The 17,062-nt window shown below is 62.5% G+C and carries 18 protein-coding genes and 1 riboswitch; of the genes, 7 read left to right on the top strand and 11 right to left on the bottom strand.

The genetic code is table 11. The features are described from left to right. Nucleotides 1–445: adenosylhomocysteinase (locus B2V21_RS18655; RefSeq protein WP_286917670.1), on the bottom strand; the 445-nt coding region annotated here is incomplete at its 3' end. 20 nt (nt 446–465) lie between these two features. Next, nucleotides 466–573, bottom strand: a riboswitch (S-adenosyl-L-homocysteine riboswitch). 197 nt (nt 574–770) lie between these two features. On the opposite strand from B2V21_RS18655, the gene B2V21_RS18650 reads away from it, so the two are divergent. The 3 genes from B2V21_RS18650 (at nt 771) to B2V21_RS18640 (ending at nt 3,334) form a co-directional block, all read left to right on the top strand. Then, nucleotides 771–1,166, top strand: a complete 396-nt coding sequence (locus B2V21_RS18650) for an acyl-CoA thioesterase (RefSeq protein ID WP_043191602.1) — start codon at nt 771–773, stop codon at nt 1,164–1,166. A gap of 123 nt (nt 1,167–1,289) precedes the next feature. Beyond that, nucleotides 1,290–2,510 (top strand): putative DNA modification/repair radical SAM protein, encoded by a 1,221-nt coding sequence (locus B2V21_RS18645; protein WP_056844491.1) that lies wholly within the window; start codon nt 1,290–1,292, stop codon nt 2,508–2,510. Further along, nucleotides 2,507–3,334, top strand: a complete 828-nt coding sequence (locus B2V21_RS18640; protein ID WP_090355382.1) for a TIGR03915 family putative DNA repair protein — start codon at nt 2,507–2,509, stop codon at nt 3,332–3,334. The genes B2V21_RS18645 and B2V21_RS18640 overlap by 4 nt, the downstream gene beginning before the upstream one ends. A gap of 6 nt (nt 3,335–3,340) precedes the next feature. Here B2V21_RS18640 and B2V21_RS18635 read toward each other — a convergent pair whose 3' ends face one another. Further along, nucleotides 3,341–4,084 (bottom strand): NRDE family protein, encoded by a 744-nt coding sequence (locus B2V21_RS18635; RefSeq protein ID WP_286917669.1) that lies wholly within the window; start codon nt 4,082–4,084, stop codon nt 3,341–3,343. Nucleotides 4,085–4,436: 352 nt separating this feature from the next. On the opposite strand from B2V21_RS18635, the gene lgt reads away from it, so the two are divergent. Then, nucleotides 4,437–5,249, top strand: a complete 813-nt coding sequence (gene lgt / locus B2V21_RS18630) for a prolipoprotein diacylglyceryl transferase (RefSeq protein WP_282349578.1) — start codon at nt 4,437–4,439, stop codon at nt 5,247–5,249. 54 nt (nt 5,250–5,303) lie between these two features. Further along, nucleotides 5,304–6,275, top strand: coding sequence for a thymidylate synthase (locus B2V21_RS18625; RefSeq protein WP_286917668.1), 972 nt, complete (start codon nt 5,304–5,306; stop codon nt 6,273–6,275). A gap of 136 nt (nt 6,276–6,411) precedes the next feature. Here the strand turns inward: B2V21_RS18625 and B2V21_RS21665 are convergent, their stop codons facing one another. The 5 genes from B2V21_RS21665 to cadR all read right to left on the bottom strand — a co-directional run bounded on the left by B2V21_RS21665 (nt 6,412) and on the right by cadR (nt 9,108). Further along, on the bottom strand, nt 6,412–6,609 hold the full coding sequence (locus B2V21_RS21665) for a GNAT family N-acetyltransferase (protein ID WP_376787046.1): 198 nt from the start codon (nt 6,607–6,609) through the stop codon (nt 6,412–6,414). 15 nt (nt 6,610–6,624) lie between these two features. Beyond that, nucleotides 6,625–6,885, bottom strand: coding sequence for a hypothetical protein (locus B2V21_RS18620; RefSeq protein WP_286917667.1), 261 nt, complete (start codon nt 6,883–6,885; stop codon nt 6,625–6,627). A gap of 96 nt (nt 6,886–6,981) precedes the next feature. After that, nucleotides 6,982–8,247: a type II toxin-antitoxin system HipA family toxin gene (locus B2V21_RS18615; RefSeq protein ID WP_286917666.1), complete on the bottom strand. Its 1,266-nt coding sequence runs from the start codon at nt 8,245–8,247 to the stop codon at nt 6,982–6,984. Next, nucleotides 8,244–8,543: a helix-turn-helix domain-containing protein gene (locus B2V21_RS18610; RefSeq protein WP_282349581.1), complete on the bottom strand. Its 300-nt coding sequence runs from the start codon at nt 8,541–8,543 to the stop codon at nt 8,244–8,246. Before B2V21_RS18610 ends, B2V21_RS18615 begins: the two co-directional genes overlap by 4 nt. A gap of 115 nt (nt 8,544–8,658) precedes the next feature. Beyond that, complete coding sequence (gene cadR / locus B2V21_RS18605; protein ID WP_286917665.1) at nt 8,659–9,108, bottom strand: Cd(II)/Pb(II)-responsive transcriptional regulator; 450 nt, start codon at nt 9,106–9,108, stop codon at nt 8,659–8,661. Nucleotides 9,109–9,192: 84 nt separating this feature from the next. Here cadR and B2V21_RS18600 point away from each other — a divergent pair, with 84 nt between their 5' ends. Further along, on the top strand, nt 9,193–11,433 hold the full coding sequence (locus B2V21_RS18600; RefSeq protein ID WP_286917664.1) for a heavy metal translocating P-type ATPase: 2,241 nt from the start codon (nt 9,193–9,195) through the stop codon (nt 11,431–11,433). An 8-nt stretch (nt 11,434–11,441) separates the two neighbouring features. Here B2V21_RS18600 and B2V21_RS18595 read toward each other — a convergent pair whose 3' ends face one another. Then, complete coding sequence (locus B2V21_RS18595) at nt 11,442–12,800, bottom strand: DUF3482 domain-containing protein (RefSeq protein ID WP_286917663.1); 1,359 nt, start codon at nt 12,798–12,800, stop codon at nt 11,442–11,444. Continuing rightward, the gene (locus B2V21_RS18590) at nt 12,793–14,172 is read right to left on the bottom strand and encodes a DUF2868 domain-containing protein (protein WP_286917662.1); all 1,380 of its coding nucleotides are present in this window, start codon (nt 14,170–14,172) and stop codon (nt 12,793–12,795) included. Before B2V21_RS18590 ends, B2V21_RS18595 begins: the two co-directional genes overlap by 8 nt. 65 nt (nt 14,173–14,237) lie before the next feature. Between B2V21_RS18590 and B2V21_RS18585 the strand changes: the two genes are divergently transcribed. Then, entirely contained in the window at nt 14,238–14,750 is a 513-nt protein-coding gene (locus B2V21_RS18585; protein WP_286917671.1) for a dihydrofolate reductase, read from the top strand. A gap of 58 nt (nt 14,751–14,808) precedes the next feature. Here the strand turns inward: B2V21_RS18585 and B2V21_RS18580 are convergent, their stop codons facing one another. Further along, on the bottom strand, nt 14,809–16,200 hold the full coding sequence (locus tag B2V21_RS18580) for an L-cystine transporter (RefSeq protein ID WP_286917661.1): 1,392 nt from the start codon (nt 16,198–16,200) through the stop codon (nt 14,809–14,811). Nucleotides 16,201–16,405: 205 nt separating this feature from the next. Beyond that, on the bottom strand, nt 16,406–17,062 hold a 657-nt coding region (locus tag B2V21_RS18575), incomplete at its 5' end, for a dihydroxy-acid dehydratase (protein WP_286917660.1).

Raw genomic sequence — 17,062 nt, 5'->3', positions numbered from 1 at the left:
CGTGCAGGATCTGGGTCAGGTCACCGCCGTCGTCCAGCACCCTGTTCGCGGCCCACGGCTGGCCGGCCTTGAGGATGGTCTGCTCGATGCACCACTCGTATTCTTCTTCGGTTTCACCTTTCCAGGCGAACACCGGGATACCGGCGGCGGCGATGGCGGCGGCGGCCTGATCCTGGGTGGAGAAGATGTTGCACGAAGACCAGCGAACTTCGGCACCCAGAGCGACCAGGGTTTCGATCAGTACGGCGGTCTGGATGGTCATGTGAATGCAGCCCAGGATCTTCGCGCCCTGCAGCGGCAGCTGGCCGGCGTATTTGCGGCGCAGGCCCATCAGTGCGGGCATTTCCGACTCGGCAATGATGGTTTCGCGACGGCCCCAGGCAGCCAGGGAGATGTCGGCGACTTTGAAATCGGAAAAACCAGCAGGCGTAAGTACAGCGCTCATTAAGAGCCTCCATTCGTAGGTTCGAATGGGCGCCGTTGTATGCGTTTGGCGTCCCCAGGCAAGACCTGTAGGGACAACGCCCCATCCGAGCCTGACAGGTCGAACCTGCTGCAGCGCCCCTCGGACGGGTGGCGGGAACGGCCGGGAAATGAAGAAGGCCGTTGAGTGAATCGCTGGCGATTATATAGAGGTGTGGCCAGCTTCCAAAGTATTTCTGACGATTACCGCCGGATGGATAATGGTATTCATAGGCAAAGCTCAATGGAGGCGGGCGCTGTGGTCTGCCATGATTCGACACACTTAGGTGAAGAGCAGAGGAGCCAGCATGAATTTTCATACGCGCAAATGGGTAAAACCTGAAGACCTCAACCCCAACGGCACCCTGTTCGGTGGCAGCCTGCTGCGCTGGATCGACGAAGAAGCGGCTATCTACGCGATCGTGCAATTGGGCAACCAGCGGGTGGTGACCAAGTACATCTCCGAGATCAATTTCGTCAGCGCCTCGCGCCAGGGCGACATCATCGAACTGGGCATCACCGCCACTGAATTCGGGCGGACCTCCATCACCCTGACCTGCGAGGTGCGCAACAAGATCACGCGCAAGAGCATCCTCACCGTGGACAAGCTGGTGTTCGTCAACCTGGGCGAAGACGGCCTGCCGGCACCCCATGGGCGCACCGAAATCCGCTACATCAAGGATCAGTTCGAAACCATCGACTGAACCCGGCCCATGTAGCGCTCGTTCCGTTCCAGGCCGCGTGTGGCCTGGCTTCTGGCCGACCGGCGGCGTTGATGAAGTGCCTGTATTTCTGTACTGTACATAAAAACAGTATCGGGAAATTTCATGCAATTGATCGATAAGCTCAGCATCCTCGCCGACGCCGCCAAGTACGATGCCTCGTGCGCCAGCAGCGGTGCGCCCAAGCGCAGCTCCGAAGGCAAGGGCGGGCTGGGTTCGACCAACGGCATGGGCATTTGCCACAGCTACACGCCGGATGGTCGCTGTGTATCGCTGCTCAAGATACTGCTGACCAATTTCTGCCTGTTCGACTGCCAGTACTGCGTCAACCGCCGTTCCAGCGACGTGCCACGGGCGCGTTTCACGCCCGAGGAAGTGGTGCGCCTTACCGTGGACTTCTACCGGCGCAACTGCATCAGCGGCTTGTTCCTGAGCTCCGGCATCATCCGTTCGGCCGACTACACGATGGAACAGCTGATCCGCGTGGCGCGCCTGCTGCGCGAGGAGCATCAGTTCCGCGGCTACATCCACCTCAAGACCATTCCCGAAGCCGACCCGGCACTCATCGAAGAGGCGGGTCGCTACGCCGATCGTCTGAGCGTGAACATCGAGCTGCCCACCGATGCCAGCCTGCAGACCCTAGCGCCGGAAAAGGATGTGAAATCCATCAAGAAAGCCATGAGCACCATCTACACGGGCCAGCAGACCGTGCTCAACGAACCGCGCGCGCCACGCTTCACACCGGCTGGGCAAAGCACGCAGATGATCGTCGGTGCCGACCAGACCGACGACAGCACCATCCTGCACAGCGCCGAATCCCTGTACGGCAACTACGGCCTGAAGCGGGTCTACTATTCGGCGTTCAGCCCCATCCCCAACAGCCCCAAGAGCGTGCCGCTGGCAGCACCGCCGCTGATGCGCGAGCACCGCCTCTACCAGGCCGACTTCCTGCTGCGCAGCTATGGCTACAAGGCCGACGAGCTGCTCTCCGGCCCGGGCGACTTGGCGCTGGATATCGACCCCAAGCTGGCCTGGGCGCTGGAAAACCGAAGCGTCTTCCCATTGGATCTGAACCGTGCGGAACCTGCGCTGATCGCCCGCATTCCCGGCATCGGTCTGCGTACCACCAAGCGCCTGGTGGAGCTGCGTCGGCAGCGGCGAATCCGCTATGAAGACCTGACCCGCCTGCGTTGCGTACTGGCTAAGGCCAAGCCGTTCTTCATCACCAGCGACTACCACCCACAGCAGGCAGAAATCTCTACTTTGCTGCTGCGCGACCAACTGCGTGATCGCCCCCAGCCCCAGCAATTGGGGCTCTGGGGATGATATGTCTGGACTGCGACGACCTGTTCGCCACCTGGCGGCAGCAGGCGCGTTGGCTGCTCAGCCATCAGATCGATCCGAGTCATGTGGGCTGGAACACCGTAGCGGACCTGTTCGCCACGGACGAGCATTACCCGGAGGAAATCGGTCCTTTCCAGGCGCGCATTCCCGTGGCCCTCATCGAGCTGCTGCAAAGCGCTGCGCAGTACCGTGGCGAGCAACGCTGGAGCCTGTTGTACGAAGTGCTCTGGCGCGTCAGCCATGGCGACCGCACGGCCATGCTGGCCGGTGATCGCCTGGGCAGTGAGCTGCACCGGCGTATCAAGCAGGTTCGGCGCGAGAGCCATCATCTGCATGCCTTTCTGCGCTTCGTCGAGATGCCGGTCGCGACCGAGGGTCCCCCCGGTCCTGAATACGTGGCTTGGCACGAACCGGCGCACGACATCCTGGCCTTGGCCAGCGAGCATTTCATCGGGCGCATGGGGCGCAGTCGCTGGCTGATAGCGACGCCTCAGGACGGTGTCTATTACGACGGCACCCAGTTGATCCACGAACGGCGATGCCCATTGGAGTGGCAGCAACTCGCGCAGCAGGCCCATGACCCCCAGGGCGAGCTGTGGCTGACCTATTACAGTCACATCTTCAACCCGGCGCGCTTGAACCCCAAGGTCATGCAAGGCCACTTGCCCACTCGCTTCTGGAAGAATCTGCCTGAAGGCGCGTTGATTCCCGGCCTGATCAGCGATGCGCGCACCGGCAAGCAGCGCGATGGCCAGGCTCGCGACATCGGCAAACGCCAGGGCAAGCGCATCGGGCGCTCGGTTTAGCGCTCGCTAGACCCCCTGCAGACGAACCTCACCCAGCGTGCTGCCCAACGGGCCAAAGCTGCGCTCGATCATTTCCCGATGACCCTCGGCGTCAACGATAACCACCGTGCTGGCCCGCGTTCCGTAACTGGCGCCGGTGATGAACACACTCGACAGCAGCCGCTCGGTGGCCAGGCCTACGCCCGTATCGGGTAGCGCATGTTCCGGTGCCTGGTCGGCATCGGCCAGCATGGCCAGTAATGCGTCAGGCTGGCTACCGGCGACCTCCAGCCCGTGACGGGCTTTCACCAGCTTGGGCCATGGCGTGTCGAGGCTGGCATTGGACAGCCCGTAGGTGCCTGCCTCCAGGTACTGCGGCGTGCCTGCAGCGGAGTGCAGATAGCACAGGCGCTGACCATCACCGAGCAGAAGATTGAATCCGGCGTATTGGTCCAGGCGATCCGTGACGGCCTGCAGGTAAGCCTCGATCGACTGTTCACCGGTCAGAAAACCCGCCACCAGATCACCACGGGAGCGCCGCGCCGGTGGCTGACCGGGACGACGGATATTGGTCAGCGCGGCGATACGCCCGTTCGGCCCGATCCCCAGCCAGCTACCGCCTGCCTCCAGGTCCCGACCGGCGTACACCCCGCAAGACTCCCGCCACTGGGACAACGGCGCCGTGGGTCGGGCGTGGAATTCGTCACGGTTGCCTGCCAGTACCAGGGGTTGGGCTTGGCCGGGCTGCCAGGTGAAAACGATCAGACACATACGGAAAGATCCTTGTAGTTTGACTTCACTCTACCGGTCCATCGTTGTCCTATCCATCGCTGCGAGGTGGAGCGCCAGGCATGGGTTCCGGTACCATGCCGCACTTGCTTGCGGGTGCAATCGTGAAATTGCGATGTACCAGCCGCTCGGTGCCTGCACGGGTGCCATGGCCAGGCGTATAGTTTCGAATTCGTTCATGAGCCCGCCTTGGCGTGCATCGCCTTCGCCGCCGGGTTTCGCCAGATACGCGGCGCGCCGGGCGCCCAGATCATCGTTCAAGGTGCTCAAACACCTGTTCGCCGCGCTGCCCTTCGGCGTCGGCATGAGTTTTTTGCTTAGCTGAGGAATTGCAATGCTGCCTTACCCGCAGATCGACCCGGTGGCACTGGCCATCGGACCGCTGAAAATCCACTGGTATGGCTTGATGTACCTGGTGGGCATTGGTGGCGCCTGGTTGCTGGCCTCGCGCCGGCTCAACGGGTTCGACCCGACCTGGACCAAGGAAAAACTCTCGGACCTGGTGTTCTGGTGTGCAATGGGGGTGATCCTCGGTGGCCGCCTCGGCTACGTGCTGTTCTACGACCTGGAGCAATACATCGCCAACCCGACCTTGATATTCGAGGTGTGGAAGGGCGGCATGTCGTTCCATGGCGGGCTGCTGGGCGTGATGCTGGCCACGTGGTGGTTCGGCAAGAAGAACAACAAGTCGTTCTTCCAGCTGATGGACTTCATCGCTCCGCTGGTGCCCATCGGTCTGGGCGCCGGGCGCATCGGTAACTTCATCAACGCCGAGCTGTGGGGCAAGCCCACCGACGTGCCCTGGGCCATGATCTTCCCGGCTTTCAGCGATCCGGCGCAGTTGCCCCGTCACCCTTCGCAGCTCTACCAGTTTGCGTTGGAAGGCGTGGCGCTGTTCGTCATCCTCTGGCTATTCTCGCGCAAGCCGCGGCCGACCATGGCCGTATCGGGCATGTTCGCCCTGTTCTACGGCATCTTCCGCTTCATCGTCGAGTTCGTCCGCGTGCCCGATGCGCAGTTGGGTTACCTGGCGTGGGGCTGGCTGACAATGGGGCAGGTGCTGTGTCTGCCGATGATCCTGGGCGGCCTGGGGCTGATCTGGCTGGCCTACCACCGCGCGCCGGCAGCTCCGCGCCCGGCTGTTTGATTCTTTTTTGCCTGGGCGCGACCAAGGTTGCGCCCTGAACGATGCAGGTACGTCATGAAGCAATATCTGGAACTGGTCGCCCACGTCATCAAGAACGGCACCTTGCAAAGCAACCGCACCGGCGTGCGCACCATCAGTTTCCCGGGTGCCATGCTGCGGTTCGACCTGCAGGAAGGCTTTCCGGCGATCACCACCCGGCGCCTGGCCTTCAAGTCGGCCATCGGCGAAATGGTCGGGTTCCTGCGCGGCGTCAACAATGCCGCCGAATTCCGCGCCTTGGGCTGCAAGGTCTGGGACCAGAACGCCAACGAGAACGCCCAATGGCTGGCCAACCCCTTTCGCCAGGGTGAAGACGACCTGGGCGAGATCTATGGCGTGCAGTGGCGCCAGTGGCCAGCCTACAAACGCATCGCCCTGAGCAACCCGGCGGCGATCGAACTGGCCACCAGCCAAGGCTATCAGCAGATTGCCCAGGCCGAGGAAAACGGCGAGAGCTTCGTGGTGCTGTACAAGGCCATCGACCAGATTCGCCAGTGCCTCGACACCATCATCAAGGACCCAGGCAGCCGCAGGATCCTGTTCCACGGCTGGAACTGCGCCCAGCTCGATGAAATGGCGCTGCCGCCGTGCCATCTGCTGTACCAGTTCCATCCCAACCCGGAAACCCGCGAGATCTCGTTGACACTGTACATCCGCTCCAACGATCTGGGCCTGGGTACGCCATTCAACCTCACCGAAGGCGCCGCGCTGCTGTCGCTGGTCGGACGCCTGACGGGCTACACGCCGCGCTGGTTCACCTACTTCATCGGCGACGCCCATGTGTACGAGAACCATCTGGACATGCTAAACGAGCAAATAAAACGCGAGCCGTTACCGGCCCCTAAGCTGGTGATCTCCGACCGCGTGCCTGAGTTCGCGAAGACTGGTGTGTACCAACCAGAGTGGCTGGAGCTGATCGAACCCAGCGACTTTACCCTGGAAGGCTACGAACACCACGCGCCACTGACTGCACCGATGGCGGTGTGAGCCTGACAAACCGTGGAGTCTGTTTCGCGGCCACTGACCGCTCCTACGCCATCGCAGACCTCGTAGGAGCGGGCTCTGCCCGCGAAACAGACACCGCAGTCTGCCTGCTGCACCGCGGCCAGGCGTTTCAATGCAATTACCCTGACGCTTTGGTGAAGATATTCATCCCCCCAACGTCAGTCTCGATCTGCTCCCAGCCAAGCCGACGGTAGTACGCCGACTTTTCCTCGACGGCACATAGATAGACCCGCTCGACACCCTCCGCTTTCGCTTTCTGCATTCCGGCTGTGAGTAATGCCGCCCCGACGCCCTCATTGCGGCTCTCGGCCTCCACCCACAGCGCCGCCAATCAGGGCGAGTACTGCACTCGTTCATCCATATCCGAAAAAATCAGCGATACCGTCCCTATGAACCGCTCGCCTGCATGAGCGACCAAAGTGGTGGGAATGGGCTTGGAACGCAGGCTGTCTTCCAGAAGCGTCAGCACATCTTCCAAGGTGTGGCCGTCTTCTTTCCACCAGGCTTGCCACAGCCGCTCGCCTACGACGGCAAGAAAACCAGTTTCAGTGCGCAGATCGGATATTTGAAAGGGGGTTGCGGTGCGATTCATGACAGGTTCTTTTTGTTGGACATGTGCAACGAACCTATAGGCAGGCTTTGCAATAGCGAAACCAGCATTGTTTCAAAACCTTGCTCGCTGATTCAGTCAAGAGATCCGAAAGTCCGCATGCAGCTGTTGCCAATGCTGGCGCAGGATCGCTTGCTGGTTTGGCTTCATGGCGCTGGCGGCTAGGGCTTCAGGCCACAGCGTTCGTGCTGCGTCCAGTGTTTCTCGTAGATGAACGAGCACGGGTCGCCAAGGTATTCCAGAGGTCTCGGCCCATCGTTTGAAGTGTTCGAGCGAGACGTCATACCAGGCTTTGGTATCGGCCGGGTTCAACGCAAACTGGCGCTCGCCGGGAATAAACACCTTGGTCGCGACGATGTCGTAAGCCGGGGACAGTTCTGCGCTGAAAGTGTCCGGATAGATCAGGCTCCAGTTCTTCAGATGCGCGTCACCGTTGGCCAGCAGCACATTGACCAGCAAACGTACAGCCATTTGCGTGACATCCCGTTGGCCATGGCGGGTCTGGGTGTAGAGCAATCTGGCGATCTGTTCATAACGGCCGCTGCGGTATTTATCGTGGGCGTAAGCGTAAAGCACCTGGGCGAAGTCTTCTGAATGAACGCGCTGACCTCCGGCAAGCCGATCATAACGACGAATGCCGTAGGCCCACTGCTCGTCGGGCAGGTTGATTGCGGGCAAGCTGTCGATCATGTCCATGCCGACCAGGCGTATTTCAGGAATGTCGACGCCTGCCAACTGTGCCAGCTGCATGCAGGTGTATTCGTTGAGCGGCACGAATGGGTGAACGGTGGCGGGCGTCTTGATGATCCAGTCTCCCGGCGCCGCAGGATCGGCGGTTATGTAACGGCCATCCCTGTTGTGCATGGAGAATTTCATCTGTACGCCGGCCAGCGAGAAGTGCGAGCGATGGTCGGGTGTGTCGATGGATACTGGATTGATCTTGCCGTGGTTGCCCAGTGCATAGGCTGGGATATGGTCAGCGGATACCGGGGTTGCGACCAATGCACCCGGCAAGTCCAGACCGAGCCAGCTCAATAAGGGAAATTCACTGTCTGGGTGCACTTTCATGGCTTGTGCAACCAGGCTACGCAGCGCGCCTTCCGGAAGTAGATTGCTCAAAACGGGGTGAAGCCGGTGATGGGTGACGTAAGGGTGCTTGTCTGCCAGTTGACGTCTGAATACGTCCGGATTGAGGTGAGACAAAGTCAGCGTGCGTCGATGTGGATCAGCGATGTAATCCGGCGCCAAGGTGAGTACATTCTTGCCATTCGAATGGCCGGTAACGTAACCGACCAATTGCGAATGCAGCGTCAGCTTCAAGGCCGCTACGGTTTCTACACTCATGGCAGATCATCCCAAGGATTTTCCGGATAGTTATCCACAGGTCGATCATCCTCGAAATACACCGGCGCGCCTGCGAGGATCTTTTCGATCAGTTTGAGTTGGTCCTTGGGCACCAGGACCATGCTTGCATCCAGACCTTCGGCAATCAGGTCCAGGGTGTTGAGGCGCGGGTTGCCGTTCTTTTCGATCTTTCCGTATTGCTGGCGGGTGAGGCCAGTGCGCAGGGGCATGTCCTGAATCTGAAGACCCAGTTGTTGGCGGCGGTTGCGGATCTGTTGCAGAAGTGTGGTTAACATAGGCTGAGTATGAGCCTGATATGGTTCATGTCAAATGGAATGAGTCATATATTATTCATATTTCTTGGGCGATTCGAATGCCTGGGTGTATCTGCTGAACCGCGACGTGTTTTTTTCAATGCCCGTGACTGCGGCCCACATGTGAGTGCTCAGCCTCGGGGACGGTGACGGCGCCGCTGATTTCCAGGCGCTGGAGAATCGCGCAGTGTTCTTCGGCGGTACCGCCATGGCATTTCTGGCGCAGAGCAACGAGCTGCTCCTGCAAGGCTACCAGGCCGTCTATCCGCGCCTTGACGTGATGGATGTGTTCATCGATCAGGTCGTTGACGCTCTGGCACTGGTCCTGGGGGCTGTCGCGCAGGGTCAACAGATTGCGGATCTCGTCGAGGGTCATGTCCAGGATGCGACAGTTGCGGATGAACGTCAGCCGTTCCACGTGAGCCTGGGTGTAGAGGCGATAGTTGCCGTCGCTGCGGGCAGGGGGCGGCAACAGGCTTTCGCGTTCGTAATAGCGGATGGTTTCGACTTGACAGTCGGTGATTTTCGCCAGTTCGCCGATTTTCATGCTCATAACCCTTGGAAGATGCTTGACCCTATAGTGGCTACAGGGTGTTCACTTGGCAACCTGCACTTCAGGGAATTGCGACCAATGAGCCACCCCACTTCCGGCCATGCCCACGATCATAAGCACGAGCACGAGCACGAGCACCAGCCAAGTTCCGCACCGCCGAGCCACTGCTGCTCGAGCAAGTCGACTGCACCGTCGACCGTCCAGCTGGCACCCGGCGACAGCCAGGATGCCCGGCTGAGTCAGTTCCGCATCGAGGCGATGGACTGCCCGACCGAGCAGACCTTGATCCAGAACAGGCTGGCCAAGCTGACCGGCGTGCAGCAGCTGGATTTCAACCTGATCAATCGGGTGCTCGGCGTGCGCCATTCGCTGCCCGATACCCAGGCGATCGAGAGCGCCATCAAATCACTGGGCATGCACGCCGAACCCATCACCGGGGACGAACCTGCTACCAACGACCTGCCGGCGCCGCGCAAACCCTGGTGGCCGCTGGCGCTTTCGGGTGTGACGGCAGTGGCGGCCGAAGTGGTCCACTTCACCCAGGCGGCGCCGACCTGGGTCGTGGCATTGCTGGCCCTGGTGTCGATCGCCAGTTGTGGTCTGGGCACCTACAGCAAAGGCTGGATCGCACTCAAGAACGGCAACCTCAACATCAATGCGTTGATGAGCATTGCGGTGACCGGCGCGGTGCTGATCGGTCAATGGCCGGAAGCGGCGATGGTGATGTTCCTGTTCACCGTAGCCGAATTGATCGAGGCCAAATCCCTGGATCGCGCCCGCAATGCCATTGGCGGTCTGATGCGCCTCACGCCGGACACGGCCACCGTGCGCCAGGCTGATGGCCAATGGCTGGAACAGGACGTCAAGGCCGTCGCCTTGGAGGCCATCGTCCGCGTGCGTCCGGGGGAGCGTATCGGTCTGGATGGTGAAGTGATTTCCGGTCAATCCAGCATCGATCAGGCGCCCATCACCGGTGAAAGCCTGCCGGTCGAGAAAGGGGTGGGCGACAAGGTGTTCGCCGGGACCATCAATCAGGCCGGCTCGCTGGAATACCGGGTCACGGCCGCCGCCGGCCAATCGACACTGGCGCGCATCATCCACGCGGTCGAGCAGGCCCAAGGTGCGCGCGCGCCTACCCAGCGCTTTGTGGATAACTTTTCGCGGGTCTACACACCCGTGGTGTTTGCCTTGGCCCTGCTGATCGCGGTGGTGCCGCCGCTGGTGGGGTTGGGCGCGTGGTTCGACTGGATCTACCGCGCGCTGGTGCTGTTGGTGGTCGCCTGTCCGTGTGCGCTGGTGATTTCCACGCCCGTCACCATCGTCAGTGCCTTGGCCGCTGCTGCGCGCAAAGGCATCCTGGTCAAGGGGGGCGTGTACTTGGAAGGTGGTCACAAGCTGGACTATCTGGCGCTGGACAAGACCGGCACGCTGACCCATGGCAAGCCGGTGCAGACCGACTACACGCTGCTCGATCCCGCCTTCGAAGGCCGGGCACAGGCGATTGCCCAGGCGTTGGCGGGACGTTCGGACCATCCTGTGTCGCGAGCCATTGCTGCTGACGCCAATGGGGCGGCCCTGACCTTGGACAACTTCGAGGCCTTGCTTGGGCGAGGCATCAAGGGTCAGGTGGAAGGGCAGACCTATCACCTGGGCAACCATCGCCTGGTGGAAGAGCTGGGTCAGTGCTCCTCGGCGGTGGAAGCGCAACTCGATCAGCTGGAGCGTGAAGGTAAATCGGTCGTGGTGTTGCTGGGCCCGCAGGGGCCGGTGGCGTTGTTCGCGGTGGCCGACACGGTTAAGCAGACCAGTCGCGAGGCCATTGCTCAGCTGCATGCGTTGGGCATAAAGACCGTGATGCTGACCGGAGACAACCCGCATACCGCCAAGGCGATCGCAGCTCAAGTGGGGATCGATCAAGCGATTGGCGACCTGTTGCCTGCTGACAAGCTCAAAGCTGTGGAGCAGTTGTACGCTCAGGGTCACCGGGTCGGCATGGTTGGCGACGGGATCAATGACGCGCCAGCGCTGGCGCGGGCGGAAATCGGTTTCGCCATGGCGGCCGCAGGTACCGATACCGCGATTGAAACGGCCGATGTCGCCTTGATGGACGATGATCTACGCAAGATACCGGCGTTCATTCGGCTGTCGAGGCAGACCCGTTCGGTGCTGTTGCAGAACATCGTGCTGGCCCTGGCGATCAAGGCCGTGTTCCTCCTGATGACCGTGGCCGGCATGGCGACGCTGTGGATGGCGGTGTTTGCCGACATGGGTGTGAGCCTGCTGGTGGTGTTCAACGGGCTGCGGTTGCTGCGCAAGTAACTGCGGCGTCAGAGCTGCTGGGCCAGGGCTTCGATCTGTTCTTCACGCTCGCGCTGGGTCGGGTGCTTGTGGCCGTTGAGCGAGGACCATTGCGGGTAGGCCCGGGCCTTGTTCAGGGCTTCGGGCAGCTTGCCTTCGCGCCAGGTCTGCTCCTGTGGCGCCGCCACCTCGATGGTGCCCATGGCGGCATGGCCACGGGCATCGAGCGCTTTCACCAGTTGCTGCTGACGCAAGGCCAGCAGCCGCAGCACGTTGTCGTCCACGGTCAGTTCGCGCTCGCCCTTGAACTTGCCCAACAGGCGCGCGCCATAGCCACGGGCGGTCTGCAGGGCGCCGCCGGCAATGGCGCCAGCGATGGCTGCCATGCCCAGGGTCAAACCGCCCACCAGCAGATCGACGCCAGCGCCCGCCGCAGCGCCGGCCGCAATGCCGCCGCCGACCTTCACGCCCAACTGCTTGAGCGTATCGGGATTGAACAGGTCGTCGCCCCAGCGCCCATCCGACAGTGGCAAGTCGCCGGCCGACGCATCCTGGCTGCGAAAGGCATACAGCTTGAGCAAGGCTTCCACGCAGCGCTGCTCACGCTTGCGTACCGCCTGGCGAAGTTCTTCGATGGCGCCTGCGGCCGCTTCGCTGGTCACGCTGCGGCGACAGGCCGCGCAGTCGATCAACAGTTCGGCGATCAACCGCCGTGCACTCCCCTGACGCGCCAGTCGTTGCGCCTGTTGATCATCGATCAGCCGCTGCAAAGCCGGGCGCGAATGTTCCAGCAGCAACGCCAGACTTTCATACAGCCGCCGCTCGCCATCCTCGGGCGGCGCCACGCTGTCGAAGCGCACCAGAGCGTGCAAACCGAGGCGGGCCAGTGCCTCGCGCCAATCTCCCTCGCGTTGCTGGCTGCTGCTGACGAAGTTGAGCACCGGCAGCAACGGTTTCCCGCAGCTGGCCAGCACTTCCAGTTCGTCGCGGTACTTGGCCAGCACCGGCTCGCGCGCGTCGATCACATACAGGCCGGCATCGCTAGCCAATAGCTGGCGCAGCACCTTGGCCTCCTGCTCGAACCGTTGGCGCGCCTCGGTGCCCTGCAGGAACCGCTCGAACCGCGCCGGACCGTCGAGCCGCTCGCCGGGGCGGTCCAGGCGCTCGAGGAAATCCAGCAAGGCGATGGCATCTTCCAGGCCAGGGGTGTCGTAGAGTTCCAGCAGGGCGTCGCCATCGACCGAAAGGCGTGCGCCTTCCACATGACGCGTGGTGCTGGGCCGGTGCGACACTTCGCCGAAGCCTACGTCGCGGGTCAGCGTGCGCAGCAGGGAGGTCTTGCCGACATTGGTATGGCCGACTACGGCCAGGGTCAGGGGCTTACTCATGGCCGGTCTCCAGCCAGTGCAGTGGGGTCGATTCATCAATGGCCAGGCCCAGTGCATCCAGACCGGTCCGCCAATCGCCAAGGCGTTGCGGGTCGAGCACCTGGCCGGGCGGTGCCGGCAACAGCCACACGCGGGTGACCGTGGCGCAGCGGGCCATTTCGGCGATCAGGCCGAGGCTGCCGCGGTCGGGCGAGCGCCGCGGATCGCAAGCGATCACCAGCCGCGCGGGCGGGAAGCGGGTCATCTGTTCCAGCAGCCGCTGGCGCGACTCGCGGCTGTCGAGCACGCCAGCGTCCTGAATGCCGGTGGCCAGGGCGGGCGGCCATGGGTGCTGGCCGTCGAGCTCTAGACCTACCAGCACCGCGCCATCGCTCGGCTCGCTGGCTGGCGCCGTCGTAACCTGGGGCAGGGCGTCGGGCGCCTCATCGCGCACACCAAGGCGCTCACTGCTGGGCATCAGCCGCTCACGCAATTGGCTGTAGCCCGGCAGGGTGGTATCCAGCGTCAGGCGTGCCCGGCCTTGGCGCCAGCGCCACTGGCAGAAGGCGGCCAGCAGCAGGCGCGGGCCGATTCCGTAGACCAGCAGCACGCCGACCAGCCAGCCGGCCCAGGCCTGGCGTGCCCCTTCGACGTTGGTCGCCTGATCGCCACTGGCGCGGATCATGTCGATGTCCGGCACGCTGAAACCCAGCAGCGCGGGCACGGCGCCCAAGGTCTGGGTCAGGCTGATGAAGGTGTCCGCGCCAAGAATGGTGGTCTCCCAGACGAAGCCGTAGCGACGGGTGGCCAGCAGCAACAGCAGCAAGGCCAGCGCACTGAGCAGGGCCAGTAGCCACAAGCCATGCACCAGCGTGCCCAGTGCCCAGCGGTTGAGCCGACGACGTTGCAGCAGCAGTACCAGCGCCGGCGCCAGGTGCACAGCCTGCGCATCACGCGCCAGTTTCTCGCTGAGCCACAACCACAGCCGCCCCAGTACAGCGCCGTGGCCACCGGCAGCAACCAGCCCCAGCAACCAGCTGAGCAACAGAATGAGATTTAGCCCCAGCAGGTTGCCCAGCGCCCAGAACACATTGACCGGCTGCTGGCCATCGCCCAGCGCCGCGAACGCCAATCCGGCCCCGCTGAATACCGCCAGCACGGCCAGCAGCAGCACCGCCAGCCGTGCGCCCTGCAGCCAGTGGCGCAGGGCCTGGCGCTGGCCATCGCGGCCGGCCAGTATCAGGGCGCGATGTTCGATGCGTGCGGCCAGGTCGCCCCCCTGTTGCCGCGCTCGGCGGTTGGCTTCCAGGTCTTCCAGGGGGCCTGCCTGTTCTTCGCGCAGGCGGATGGCTTCACTGAGCCAGAGTGTGTGCAAGGGAGTGGGTGCGCTCACGCGTTTTTCCAGGCGGCGGATTCGCCATGAGCATAACCCAAGGAGGCTCTGCTATTCTGCCGGCCATGAAGACATCTCTCCCTTTAAGCCTGATCGCGGCACTCGCCGAGAACCGCGTGATCGGCATCGACAACAGCATGCCCTGGCACCTGCCGGGCGATTTCAAGTATTTCAAGGCCACCACCCTGGGCAAGCCGATCATCATGGGTCGCAAGACCTGGGATTCGCTGGGCCGACCACTGCCCGGCCGTCTGAACCTGGTGGTCAGCCGCCAGCCGGATCTCGACTTGCCGGGTGCGGAAGTGTTCGCTTCGCTGGACGCGGCCATCGAGCGGGCCGAAGCCTGGGCTCACGAACAAGGCGCGGACGAGGTAATGCTCATCGGTGGTGCTCAGTTGTACGAGCTGAGTCTCGCTCAGGCGGACCGCCTGTACTTGACGAGAGTCGCCTTGCAGCCGGAAGGGGACGCCTGGTTTCCCGAGTTCGACGAGAACCAGTGGCAAAAGGTGTCGAGCGTAGCGAACGAAGCGGTCGATGACAAACCGGCCTACGCGTTCGAGGTGTGGGAGCGCAGGTGATCGGGTTGCCTGTTCGCGCTGCCTTTACCAGAAGGCACCCGCGAACAGGCAACACTGGTTAGGCCGAGGCCAGCTCCTTGTGCTCATCGGCCGCCAGCAGCGCCTTGTCGGTCTGACCCATCACCTGGCTGGTGATGGTGCCCGCCGCCATCGAACCGCTCACGTTCAGGGCGGTGCGGCCCATGTCGATCAACGGTTCGACTGAAATCAACAGCGCCACCAAGGTGACCGGCAAGCCCATGGCCGGCAGCACGATCAACGCTGCGAACGTCGCGCCGCCGCCGACCCCGGCCACACCGGCCGAACTCAGGGTGACGATACCCACCAACGTGGCGATCCACAGCGGATCCAGTGGATTGATCCCAACCGTGGGCGCGACCATCACCGCCAGCATGGCCGGATAAAGACCGGCGCAACCGTTCTGGCCGATCGTCGCGCCGAACGATGCCGCGAAGCTGGCAATGGCCTGAGGCACGCCCAGACGCCGGGTCTGCGCTTCGATGCTCAGTGGAATGGTTGCCGCACTGGAGCGGCTGGTGAAGGCGAAGGTCAGCACCGGCCACACCTTGCGGAAAAACCGCAGCGGGTTGACCCCAGCCAGGCTCAGCAGCAGCCCGTGCACTGCGAACATCAGCGCCAGACCGATGTACGACACCACCACGAAACTGCCCAGCTTGACGATGTCCTGCACGTTGGAGCTGGCCACCACCTTCGCCATCAGGGCCAGCACACCATAGGGCGTCAGCTTCATCACCAGGCGCACCAGGCGCATCACCCAGGCTTGCAGCACGTCGATCGCGCCGAGCACTTTCGTGCCCTTGTCCGCATCGTCCTTGAGCAGTTGCAGTGCCGCCATCCCGAGGAACGCAGCGAAGATCACCACGCTGATGATCGAGGTAGGCTTGGCGCGCGCCAGGTCGGCGAAAGGGTTCTGGGGAATGAACGACAGCAACAGTTGCGGCACGTTGAGGTCGGCGACCTTGCCCGCGTAATCGCTCTGGATCGTGGCCAGACGCGCAGCTTCCTGAGTCCCGGCCACCAGGCCTTCGGCGGTCAGGCCGAACAGGTTGGTCAGGCCGATGCCGATCAGCGCGGCGATGGCGGTGGTGAACAGCAGCGTGCCAATGGTCAGGAAGCTGATCTTGCCCAGCGAGGAGGCGTTGTGCAGACGCGCCACGGCGCTGAGGATGGACGCGAAAATCAACGGCATGACGATCATCTGCAGCAACTGCACATAGCCGTTGCCGACCAGTTCCAGCCAGCCGATGGTGCTCTTGAGCACAGGGTGCCCGGCGCCGTAGACGGTGTGCAGGCCAATACCGAACAGCACGCCCAGACCCAGACCCAGCAGGACCTTCTTGGCCAGGCTCCAATCGGTGCGACGCGTTTGTGCCAAACCCAGCAGCAGCGCTGCGAAGATCAGCAGATTCAAAAAGAGGGGCAGGTTCATGTGAGCTCCGGAAAATGAAGGACCGCACCTCTGCGGGCGCTGGTCAATCGCGGATGCTAACACCTTGAATCGAAAGCCGATTAATACCGGAATGGAAGATGCTTAGGTATTTTTGGAATAAGCGTCAGGCACATTTCCAAGGCCTGGAGTGGATCTTTACACTAGCGCTGTGAAGATCCACCCATAGCCATGAAACGACGTGTGCTTACAGCCCGTCGAGCATCGCCTTGTTGCGAACGGCACCTTTGTCAGCGCTGGTGGCCAGTAGGGCGTAGGCCTTGAGCGCGGTGGTCACCTTGCGTGGACGCACTTCGACCGGCTTCCAGCCCTTCTTGTCCTGCTCGGCACGACGGGCTGCCAACTCGGCATCGTCCACCAGCAGGTTGATCGAGCGATTGGGGATGTCGATCAGCACCTTGTCGCCGTCCTGCACCAGACCGATGGCCCCACCGGCGGCTGCCTCAGGCGAAGCGTGACCAATGGACAGGCCCGAGGTACCGCCCGAGAAACGGCCGTCGGTGAGCAATGCGCAGGCTTTGCCCAGGCCCTTGGATTTCAGGTAGGAGGTGGGATACAGCATCTCCTGCATGCCCGGGCCACCCTTGGGGCCTTCGTAGCGAATGATCACGATATCACCGGCCTTCACTTCGTCGGCAAGGATGCCGCGCACCGCGCTGTCCTGGCTTTCGAAGATCTTGGCATTGCCTTCGAACACATGGATCGACTCATCCACACCGGCGGTTTTCACCACGCAACCGTCCAGCGCGATGTTGCCGTAGAGCACGGCCAGGCCGCCTTCCTGAGAGTAGGCATGTTCGAAGCTGCGGATGCAGCCGTTCTCGCGGTCGTCGTCCAGCGTGTC

Source organism: Pseudomonas sp. UBA6276, from assembly GCF_002438365.1.
GTDB classification, from domain to species: domain Bacteria; phylum Pseudomonadota; class Gammaproteobacteria; order Pseudomonadales; family Pseudomonadaceae; genus Aquipseudomonas; species Aquipseudomonas coleopterorum.
Note: the sequence above shows the minus strand (reverse complement) of the source record. Positions and strands in the feature narration are given on the sequence as shown.